The following is a 12,040-nucleotide window of genomic DNA, read 5'->3' on the forward strand; positions in this document are numbered from 1 at the left end:
AGTATTTAGAGGTGGTTTGATGGAAAATATTGAGGATCTTTATGAACTTTCGCCTATGCAGCAGGGGATGCTGTTTCATACGCTTTATGCGCCAGAATCGGAAGTTTATTTTGAGCAGTTGGTTTGTACTCTCTCTGGAGAGTTAAATTTTTCTGCTTTTGGGGAAGCTTGGAATCAGGTGGTGGCGAGACATCCAGTTTTACGCAGTTCTTTTTATTGGGAAGAGATAGAAAAGCCCTTGCAAATGGTGAGTAAGCAAGTGGATCTTTCTTGGGAAGTACTGGATTGGCGCAATTTCACAGCCGATGAACAACAACAGCATCTAGCGGATTTTCTGAAATGCGATCGCAAAAAAGGATTGGATCTTGCTGAATCTCCCTTGATGCGCTTCACTCTAATTTCTCTAGGGAAACAAACCTATCAATTTATTTGGAGTCATCATCATATCCTTTTTGATGGCTGGTCAATGCAGATTATCTTGAAAGAAGTTTTAGCTTTTTATGAGGCTGATCATCAAGGCGAATCTTTACGCCTTAAACCTTCTCGTCCTTATCGAGATTATATTCATTGGTTGCAACAACAGGATATTGCTCAAGCAAAAAACTTTTGGCAACAAACTCTTCAGGGGTTTGAGGTTCCTATCTTAATTGGAAATAGTGAACAGGGAATAGAGAATAGGGGACAGCAAACATATAATGAGCAAACTTTCCAATTATCGCAAACGGTAACTGAAAAGTTGCAATATGTTGCACGACAACACCATTTAACTTTGAATAATTTGGTGCAAGGTGCTTATGCATTATTGCTTTCCCGCTACAGTAGAGAAAGTGATGTGGTATTTGGTGCAACTGTATCCGGTCGTCCAGCGACTTTTGAGAATGTAGACTCTATGGTGGGGTTATTTATAAACACTCTTCCCATCCGGTTACAAGTTGATGGAAAAACAGAACTATTATCCTGGCTGAAGGATTTACAAACTCAACAATTTGAACAGGAACAGTACGCTTATTTTTCTCTAGCAGAAATTCAAAAAATAAGTGATGTTGCTGCGGGAATGCCATTGTTTGAGAGTATTCTAGTATTTGAAAATTATCCAATAGATTCTGCTGAACAAAAAACGAAAAAAGCTTTAGAAACTAGTGATATCTGCTGTTTTGAACGCACAAATTATCCTCTGACGGTGGTAATTAATCCTCAATCACAATTGTCTGGAAGGATTGTTTATGATACCAAGCATTTTGAGCAACAGACAATTGCCCGCATGATTGGACATTTCCAAACACTGTTAGCAGGGATGGCAGCTAATTTACAACAACATATTTCTCAATTATCCTTGCTTAGTGCAGCCGAAGAGAAAGAATTAGTGCTGCAAGAAAATCATCAAAATATAGATTCTATTGAATATAAATGTATTCATATTTTATTTGAAGAACAGGTAGAAAAAAAACCTGATGCAGTCGCAGTTGTATATGAAAAACTCCACCCACAAGGGGATGGAGTTTTTGGGTATGGGGAATGGGGCATGGGGCATGGGGAAGAGTCTCTCATGCCCAATGCCCAATGCCCAATGCCCCAAGTGGCGGGGCGGCTATCCCTCTCCACCCACAAGGGAATGGAGTTTCCCGCCGCTTTTAATGAAAAAGAACATTTAACTTATCGGGAGTTAAATAACCGCGCCAATCAATTAGCGCATTATTTACAAACCCTGGGAGTTAAACAAGAAGTACGGGTGGGAATTTGTGTCGAGCGATCGCCTTTAATGGTGATAGGGATACTAGCTATCCTCAAGGCGGGTGGGGCTTATGTACCGCTAGATCCTGCTTATCCTTCAGAAAGATTGGCGTTCATGATGGCAGATGTGCAGACAACCATCTTACTGACACAGAATCATTTACAACATAGACTCCCAATCCATAACCAAATTGTGGTTAATCTAGACTCGGATTGGCCAGTAATTTCTACTCACAGAGAAGATAATTTGTCAAGTCAAGTTAATCCAGAAAACTTAGCTTATATAATTTATACCTCTGGCTCGACAGGCACACCAAAAGGAACAGAAGTTCCTCATCGTAGCTTCATTGGTTTTATGTTTGGGGTTGATTATATTCACCTTGATGCACAGCAAATTTGGCTGCAACATTCATCAATTTCATGGGATGCATTAACTCTAGAACTTTGGCCGCCTTTGCTTTATGGTGGGCGTTGTGTGCTTTACCCAGACAAAATCCCTACACCTGAGAAATTAAGCAAAATTATTCAAGAACAAAAGGTTAACATCCTGTTTCTAACTACCGCCCTTTTCAATCTGATGATTGACACCATCCCAGAAGGATTGTTAGGAGTTAAACAACTGCTGTTCGGGGGAGAGTCTGTTTCTGTACCTCATGTTCGTCGCGCCTTAGAATTATTACCAGAAACACAAATTATTCATGCTTATGGCCCTTCAGAATGTACAGTATTTACCTCTTGTTATCCGATTCCTAAACAACTTGATCAAAATGTCCATTCAATTCCCATTGGTAAACCTATCGGCGATAGAACAGTTTACTTACTAGATGGAGATTTGCACCGGGTTCCGATTGGGGTTCCTGGAGAACTTTATGTAGGTGGGGCGAGTGTTGCTAGAGGTTACTTAAATCAACCAATATTAACTAGTGAAAAATTTATTGCTAATCCTTTTATTGAGGGAGATACACTTTATAAAACCGGAGATTTAGTCCGCCGTCTCCCTGATGGGAATCTAGAATTTTTGGGACGAATTGATACACAGGTAAAAATTCGCGGTTTTCGCATTGAATTAGCAGAAATTGAAGCAGTTTTAAATCAACATTCTGACATTAAACAAGCCGTTGTCATGATGCGGGAAGATGAACCGGGTAAAAAGTATTTAGTAGCTTATCTCGTTACCAATCATAATCAACTAACGCCTAGTACTCTGCGAAACTTCCTCAAGAAAAAGCTGCCCGATTACATGATTCCCGCCGCTTTCGTATTTGTGGAAGCATTACCTTTAACGCCTAATGCTAAAATAAATCGCCGTGCTTTACCTGTTCCAGATACTTCCCAAAGAAGTGTAGAAGTTGATTTTGTTGCTCCTTCTACACCAACAGAACAAGAATTAGCGACGATTTGGGCTGAAATTCTGCGATTAAAACAAATTGGGATTTATGATAACTTCTTCGAGTTGGGAGGACATTCTTTACTGGCGACTCAAGTTATTTCCCGATTAAGAGAAGCCTTTTCTCTAGATTTTCCTCTGCGTTATTTGTTTGAAAATCCTACCATTGCTGAACTATCTCAGAAAGTGATTGTTCAACAAATTGAACAAGCAGAGAATGATGCTTTAGCAGATATTTTGGCGGAAGTGGAAGAATTATCAGAGGTAGAAGTGAGGCGGCAATTAGTGTTATGAGTATTTTTTAAACGCAAAGGTACGCTGAGGGAACGCAAAGGTACGCAGAGTATTTATATAGAGAATTAACGAGAGATTAATGAAATATTCTACTTCTTATCTCTCTGTGTTCTCTGCGCGACAGTCGCTCATGGGGGAAACCCCCAAGACCGCGCTGTCTTGTCTCTATGGTTCGATTTCAATAATTTTTAACAACAAGTATTATGAGCGATATCCTAAAACGTCTTGAAACCCTTTCACCTGAAAAGCGAGAATTAATCTTACAAAAGCTGAAAAAACAATCTATAGAAAATAACAACAGCTTAATTTCTGTTTCGCGCCAACAAGCGCTTCCCCTCTCTTTTGCTCAACAAAGATTATGGTTTATCGATCAACTAGAAGGCGAAAATTGTGTCTACAATGTCCCGTTTTTCTGGCAAATTAGCGGGTGTCTTGAAATAGCAGCTTTAGAACAAGCTATTACAGCAATTATTCAACGTCATGAAGTATTACGTTCTACCTTTTCAGTTGTCGATGCTTTGCCAATACAGGTAATTCATGCCAATCCCCAGTTGATGATGCAACTGATAGATTGGCGACAATTGACGGAAGCAGAACAGTTAGAAAAAGCGCAACAGTTAGCGATAGAAGAATTACAACAACCCTTTAATTTATCAAACCCACCTTTGCTGCGGGTAAAGTTGTTGCAACTGAGTAGCCAATCTCATCTACTGTTGCTCATTATTCATCATATCGTTTGTGATGGCTGGTCAATGCAGATATTCCACCGGGAATTATTCACGCTTTATAACGCCTTCTGTGCTGGTAAATCTTCTCCTTTACCAGAATTATCACTGCAATATGCCGATTTTGCTCACTGGCAAAGACAATGGTTACAGGGAGAGGTACTTCAAAAGCAACTCAATTACTGGCAAAAACAATTAGCCGGAATCCCGCCACTGTTAGAATTACCCACAAACCAACCGCGCCCGTCAACTCAAACCTATCGGGGGCGTAGCGAGTTTGGCACACTCAATCAGGATTTAACTCAAAAGTTAAAGCGTTTGAGTCAGGAGTCGGGAACAACTCTGTTTATGACCTTACTGACAGCATTTACGCTGTTACTTTCGCGCTACAGTGGACAGGAGGATATTGTTGTTGGTTCTGCGATCGCAAACCGCAACCGTCGAGAAACTGAGTCATTAATTGGCTTTTTTGTCAATACCCTAGCATTACGTACCAACTTACAAGGCAATCCAACCTTCTTAGAATTGCTTGAACGGGTGAGGCAAGTAACCCTAGATGCCTACGAACATCAGGATTTACCCTTTGAAAAACTAGTTGATGAATTGGGTTTAGAGCGATCGCTCTCCTATCATCCCCTATTTCAAGTAGCTTTTGGCTTGCAAAATGAAACGCAAGAGACGCTAGAAATCCCTGGATTAACCCTGAATCCCTTTAAATGGGAAAACACAACAACGCTGTTTGACTTGTCGCTAATGGTTCGGGAAACTCCTCAAGGGTTAACAGGAGAATGGGAATATGCCACCGATTTGTTTGCATCTACAACTATTCAACGGATGGTAGGAAATTTTGCAGTTTTGATTCAAGGAATTGTCGATAATCCTCAACAACCAATTAATACTCTACCGTTGCTCACAGAAATTGAATGTCAACAACTACAACAGTGGAATCAAACGGAAACTGATTATCCTCACAATCAAACTCTAGTTAAAATATTTGAACAACAAGTTACGAAAAATCCTAATAATATCGCTTTGGTGTTTGAATCTCAAAGCCTAACTTATCAACAACTTAATCAAAAAGCTAACCAACTTGCTCATTATCTAATTCAAAATTACCAAATTAAACCAGACACTTTAATTGGTATCTGTGTTGAACGCTCTTTAGAAATGGTTATTGGCGTACTCGGTATCCTCAAAGCGGGTGCTGCTTATGTACCGATTGACCCAAATTATCCACAAGAGCGGATTGAGTTAATGATACAAGATTGTGAAACATCATTATTGCTCACCCAAAGTTTTATTAAAGATAAATTACCTCTAGCTGAACTGGAACATCAGGTAATTTGTTTAGATGAGGAAACTTTTAGTTCGGCGTTAATAGATAATCCTAATATTCAAATTCTGCCTGATAATTTAGCTTATATAATTTACACCTCTGGCTCAACAGGACGACCCAAAGGGGTGATGATTGAGCATAGGGGGATTATTAATCTAGCCTTAACTTGGGCGAAAACTTTTCAAGTTCAATCTCAAAGTCGTTGGCTTCAGTTTGGTTCTTTTAGTTTTGATTTGTCTATTGGTGAAATTGCTACTGCATTGTCCACAGGTGCTTCTTTATATTTAGCGCAGAAAGAAACTTTATTACCTAGTCAAGCCTTAATTGACTTGTTAGCTGATTGTAAAATTTCCCATTTTGCGTTACCTCCTTCCGCCTTATCTGTATTACCGCAAGCGAACTTACCTGATTTGCAAGCTATAATCCTTGGTGGTGAGTCTTGTGCAGCCGGATTGGTGACACAATGGGGAAGGGAACGAAATTTTTTCAATTGCTATGGGCCAACGGAATCGACAGTTATTGCTACTATCGCTAGTTGTGAACCCAATGGGAAAAAACCTTCTATTGGACAACCATTATCTAATATTCGCATCTACATTTTAGATGCGAATAATCAACCATTACCCCCAGGAATTCCGGGGGAATTGTGCATTGCAGGAGTAGGTTTAGCACGAGGCTATTTGAATCGTCCTGATTTAACCGCCGAAAAGTTTATTCAAGTTAATTTATTCGGTAAAACTGAGCGAATTTACAAAACTGGCGATTTAGCAAGATGGAATGATGATGGTAATCTTGAGTATCTAGATCGGATTGATGCTCAGGTTAAATTACGGGGATTCCGTATTGAATTGGGTGAAATTGAATCGTTACTATTGCAACATACTTCAGTTAAAGAAGCAGTTGTTATTTTATGTCAAACTGATAGTAACTCTAAGCTAGTAGCATATATCACGGCGACGGAAAAATCTAGTATTTTAGCTAGTCAACTCAAAGATTATCTGAAAAATCGCCTGCCAAATTATATGCTTCCTAGCCAGATTATGGTTTTGGATCATCTGCCACTTACCCCTAACGGTAAACTAGATCGGAAAGCATTACCAGCACCAGAAACAACTGCTTACGATAACTTTGAAATACTTGTTACGCCAACAGAAGAACTTCTTGCTATTTTATGGCAGAGTCTTTTAAAAGTTAAGTTAGTTGGTCGTCGAGACAACTTTTTTGAACTGGGTGGACATTCTTTATTAGCGACTCAATTAGTTACCCGCATTCGTGATAGTTTTGGGGTGGAAATACCTGTCCGTAAGATATTTGAGCAAAGCATTTTGTCTGAGTTGGCAATAGAAATTGACAAAGCATCTTCAGGAATCGCTTTACCTCCTATTACACCACAACCTGAAAATGTTCCCAAAACTCTTTCTTTTGCTCAATCAAGACTCTGGTTTTTAGCCCAACTTGAAGGTACTGGAACCTCGACTACTTATAATATGTCAACGGCTTTGCAACTTGATGGCAAGTTAAATATAGAGGCGTTGCGGGCAAGTTTTAATTATCTCCTCAATCGCCATGCCATTCTCCATACTTATTTTCCAGCTTTGGAGGGAGAAGCGCAAGTAGTTGTCCAAAATTTAGAAGATATTGAAGTACTGGAAATCACAGATTTACAAAAACTCGATTCCCAGACTCAAGCAGAAACCGTACAAAGGTTATCAAATAACCACGCTCAAGAACCCTTTGACTTAAATACTGGCCCTCTGTTCAAAGCGAAACTACTGCAATTAAGTGAACATAAAAATGTGTTGCTGCTGAATATGCACCATATTATTAGTGATGGCTGGTCGATGGGGGTATTTAAACGCGAATGGGAACAGGCTTATCCGGCTTTTGCTGCGGGGGATGCTCCAAAATTGTCACCATTGCCGATTCAATATAGTGATTATGCAGCTTGGCAACGCAGTTGGTTACAAGGGGAGATTTTAGAAAGTCAGGAAAATTACTGGAAACAACAATTAGGTGATGCTCCCCAATTACTAGATTTACCTACCGATTATCCTCGTCCAGTGCAACAAAGTTATCAAGGTGGGCGTGAAGAATATCGTTTGAGTCATGAACTGACTCAGGAACTCAAAATCTTGAGTCAAAAATACGGAGTTAGTTTGTTCATGACCTTGTTAACGGCTTTTAATATCTTGCTATCGCGTTACAGCCGTCAAGAAGATTTATGTGTTGGTTCTGCGATCGCTAACCGCACCCATAGCTATACAGAATCACTAATTGGCTTTTTTGTCAATACCTTAGTATTACGGAGTAAAATCAAGCCAGAGCAAGAATTTAACCAGTTACTCCAACAAACACGCCAAACTTGCTTAGATGCATACTCCCATCAAGATATTCCCTTTGAGTATTTGGTAGAACAGTTACAACCAGAACGCAGCCTCAGCTATAACCCTTTATTCCAAGTGATGATAGTGTTGCAAAACACCGAAGGGGCGGGGACAAATGTCAATCTACCAGGGCTTGATATTAAATGGTTGGATCAAAGTTATCCTTATGCCAAGTTTGATTTAACACTCGATCTTTGTGAAAGGGACGAGCAACTACATTGTATGTGGGAATATGCCACCGATTTATTTGAGGCAGAAACTATTCAACGGATGGCGGGACACTTTGAAGTCTTACTTGGTGCGATTATCGAAAATCCTCAACAGCCGATTAGTAAACTGCCCTTGATGACAACAGCAGAGATTCAACAACTGCGAGTTTGGAATCAAACTAACATTGATTATCCTCAAGAACAGACCCTCGTAACTCTGTTTGAACAACAAGTTACACAAACCCCCGATAATATTGCCGTGGTGTTTGAAGATTCCAGCCTGAGTTATCAAGAACTGAATCAAAAAGCTAATCAACTGGCGTATTCGCTATTAGAACTCAAAAAAGAGCATGATAATCCATTGATAGCGATTTGTGTGGAGCGATCGCTAGAGATGGTCATTGGTTTGTTTGGTATTCTCAAAATGGGCGGGGCTTATGTGCCAATTGACCCCAACTACCCACAAGAACGGATTCGTTTTATGCTGGAAGACTGTGGGGCAAGGGTTTTACTAACTCATAGTCAACTTAAAGATAGATTAGCGATTAAAGAATGGGATCGGCAATACCAAATAATATGTATAGATAAAGATAACTTTGCAAATCAATCTACAGATAACCCACCTTGCCAAAATCAAGATGATTTAGCTTATGTAATTTACACATCAGGTTCTACCGGACAACCAAAAGGTGTAGAAATACTGCACCGTGGTTTAAGTAACTATTTGCACTGGGCAAAAGACTTCTATGCGGTAGCCCAAGGGCAAGGGACACCTGTACAGTCTTCCCTAAGCTTTGATGCAACCATTACCTCCCTTTTTCTACCTCTAATTTGTGGGCGTACCACCACCTTGGTGAAAGAAAAACAAGAAATTGAAGCTTTAGCAAACATCGTCAAAGAGAACAAACATCTTTCCCTTGTCAAAATCACACCGTCTCATCTGGAAATCTTAAATCAGCAACTCAGCCCTGATGCTATGCCAAATCGAGTTAATGCCTTTGTTTTAGGTGGTGAAGCATTACACGCTAACCAAATAATTCCGTGGCTGACTCATGCCCCTGATACTCGCTTAATTAACGAATATGGGCCTACAGAAGCAGTTGTGGGGTGTTGTGTTTACGAAGCAACTGGAAAAACGGATGTAGTAGGCGATTTATTAATTGGACAACCAATTGCCAATGCACGAATTTACATTTTAGACAACCAAAATCAACCGCTACCTCCAGGAATTCCTGGCGAACTTTGTATTGCTGGTGCTGGTTTAGCCCGTGGATATCTAAATCGTGCCGAACTCACAGCAGAAAAATTTATCGAACTAGAATTATTTGGTAAACGAGAACGAGTTTATAAAACTGGGGATTTAGCAAGATGGTTGCGAGACGGTAACTTAGAATATTTGGGGCGGATTGATAACCAAGTCAAACTGCGGGGCTTTCGGATTGAATTGGGTGAAATTGAAGCTTTATTAGCTCAACACCCCAAAATTGGACAAGCAGTTGTGATTTTAGCAGGAGAAACTGCGATCGCGCAACGCTTGCTAGCTTACATTGTACCCACACCGACAAATAACAACCTAGAAGATAAAAGTCTGCAAGTTGAACAGGTTGAATTATGGCAGCAAGTTTTCAATGATAGCTACTCTCAGCAACAAACCCCAACCGATAATCCAACCCTGAATCTAGCGGGCTGGAATGATAGCTACACAGGAAAACCCATTCCCCAAGCGGCGATGGAGGAATGGCGAGATACAACAGTAGCCCAAATTCTGGAATTGCAACCGCAACGGATTTGGGAAATTGGTTGTGGGACAGGGCTGTTATTATTTAAAATTGCGCCTCATTGTCAGCAATACTTAGGTACTGATCTTTCACCTGAAGCATTGCACTATATTGAACGACATCTCAAACAGCAATCTCTCCAAGACAAAGTTAGCTTAAAAGCCAGTGCAGCGAACCAGTTTGATCACATTGAAACAAATTCTTATGACTTGGTAATCATGAATTCAGTAATCCAGTATTTTCCCTCCTTAGATTACCTTTTGTCAGTATTGGATGGGGCTATGAAAGCTATAACAACTCAGGGAAAAATCTTTATTGGGGATGTGCGAAATCTGAATCTCTTGGAAGCTTTCCATACCGCAGTCGAGTTTCATCGCGCCCCCGACGAGTTATTAATTAAGGACTTGCGTCAACAGATTCAAAAAAGCATTGAAACTGAAGGTGAATTACTGATTGATCCTGATTTCTTTATTGCCTTAAAACAACGATTTCCGCGAATTAGCCATCTACAAATTCAATTGCAACGGGGTTATGCCCAAACGGAAATGAGCCGTTTTCGTTATAACGTTATTTTACATTTGGATCAAACAGAGACTCCCGTTGCGTCACCTAAATGGTTAGATTGGCAAGGTGAAGAACTGAATTTGGAAACAATCGAGAAAATTTTAACGATTCAGCAACCAGATTTGTTAGGTATCAAGAATATTCCTAATGCTCGTCTGACTTCAGAAATAATGCTATTAGAAGAAATTGCTCAATTAGATGGTAATGTTGCAGATTTAAAAGCGGTAATTGCTCAAACTAAATTAGACATAGAACCCGAAGCATTCAGAACTTTAGCAGTAAATTTGTCTTATACACCTTTTATCCAATATAATCCTACAGAATTTTCTAATTACGATGTTGTTTTTCAACGTAATATTTCTGGAGAAGTGACATTACCACGATTTACGCAAGGGGAGAATTTACAACTGAAACCTTGGCAAGATTATGCAAACCAACCGTTAGAATATCACACCAATCAAGTTGATTCAATTTTGTTAGCTGAATGGCGAGATTTTCTGGGCAAAACTCTCCCTGATTATATGATTCCTAGCCATTTCACTATTTTAGAGCAACTGCCATTAACACCGAATGGTAAAGTAGACTATAAAGCCTTACCTACCCCAAATACAGGAGTTGCAGCAACAGATATTGAATTACCTGTAACTTCGACAGAAAAATTGCTTGCCGAATTGTGGGCGAAGCTGCTTAAATATGACACAATCGCCCGGCATGATGACTTCTTCAACTTAGGGGGACATTCATTATTAGCAACCCAACTCATTGCCCGCATCCGTGATAAATTCAAGGTGGAACTGCCTTTGCGGAAGGTATTTGAATTCCCTATCCTCAGTGAATTAGCTGATTATCTTGATACCTTGATTTGGGTTAATTCCACTAACAAAAGTATGCAGCCTCTCAACTCAGACGAAGAGGAAATAGAATTTTAAAGTACCACGGCTGAAAACACGTCTTCAAGTAAAATTTATCTTTACCTTAACCTATGATTGCCCTATCTGATTCCATTTTTCTAACTCCCGAAACATACCTACAGCTAGAAGAGAAAAGCAACATCAAACACGAATATATCGATGGTCAAGTTTATGCAATGGCAGGAACAACTGACATCCATAACACCATTACCGGAAACCTATTTCTTCTGATTCGTAATCACTTTCGAGGATCAGGCTGTCGAGTTTACTTTGCAGATATTAAAGCCCGGATTGAAAAACGTAACCGCTTTTATTATCCTGATATTATCGTAACCTGTGATCCTAAAGACCGAGAAACACCGACTTATAAACGTTTTCCTAAACTTATTATCGAAGTTTTATCCGAGTCTACCGAAGGCTTTGATCGAGGTGACAAATTCAACGACTATCAAACCCTTGATAGCCTAGAAGAATATGTTTTAGTTAACACCAAACACCAACGATTTGAAACCTTCCGCCGTAATGAGCAAGGCTTATGGGTGCTACAAACCTATACACCTGACGACCAAACATTTGAACTCAAAAGCATTAACCTGACCGCTACTTTTACCGACCTTTACGACAATGTAGAATTGGAGGCAATTGTACAGAAACCAGAACTAATTTAAAAGGGTAAGTTCGTAGTAAGGACTTTAGTCCTTATATTCTAAGCACTAAAGTG

Annotated in this window: 3 protein-coding genes; all 3 read left to right on the forward strand. The window is 39.8% G+C overall.

Annotated elements, in window-relative coordinates:
- The first annotated feature begins 19 nt into the window (after window positions 1-19).
- The 3 genes from V7K98_RS20535 to V7K98_RS20545 all read left to right on the forward strand — a co-directional run bounded on the left by V7K98_RS20535 (window position 20) and on the right by V7K98_RS20545 (window position 11,987).
- The gene (locus V7K98_RS20535) at window positions 20-3,412 is read left to right on the forward strand and encodes a non-ribosomal peptide synthetase (RefSeq protein ID WP_335025349.1); all 3,393 of its coding nucleotides are present in this window, start codon (window positions 20-22) and stop codon (window positions 3,410-3,412) included.
- A 203-nt stretch (window positions 3,413-3,615) separates the two neighbouring features.
- Window positions 3,616-11,337, forward strand: coding sequence for an amino acid adenylation domain-containing protein (locus V7K98_RS20540; RefSeq protein ID WP_335025121.1), 7,722 nt, complete (start codon window positions 3,616-3,618; stop codon window positions 11,335-11,337).
- A gap of 53 nt (window positions 11,338-11,390) precedes the next feature.
- Window positions 11,391-11,987 (forward strand): Uma2 family endonuclease, encoded by a 597-nt coding sequence (locus V7K98_RS20545; RefSeq protein WP_335025123.1) that lies wholly within the window; start codon window positions 11,391-11,393, stop codon window positions 11,985-11,987.
- The last annotated feature ends 53 nt before the right edge of the window (window positions 11,988-12,040 follow it).

It is taken from the genome of Nostoc sp. (genome assembly GCF_036917435.1).
GTDB lineage: Bacteria > Cyanobacteriota > Cyanobacteriia > Cyanobacteriales > Nostocaceae > Nostoc.

Excerpts from the sequence above, each read along its gene's own strand:
- V7K98_RS20535 (WP_335025349.1), top strand. The coding sequence starts at position 20 with ATGGAAAATATTGAGGATCTTTATGAACTTTCGCCTATGCAGCAGGGG.
- V7K98_RS20540 (WP_335025121.1), top strand. The coding sequence starts at position 3,616 with ATGAGCGATATCCTAAAACGTCTTGAAACCCTTTCACCTGAAAAGCGA.
- V7K98_RS20545 (WP_335025123.1), top strand. The coding sequence starts at position 11,391 with ATGATTGCCCTATCTGATTCCATTTTTCTAACTCCCGAAACATACCTA.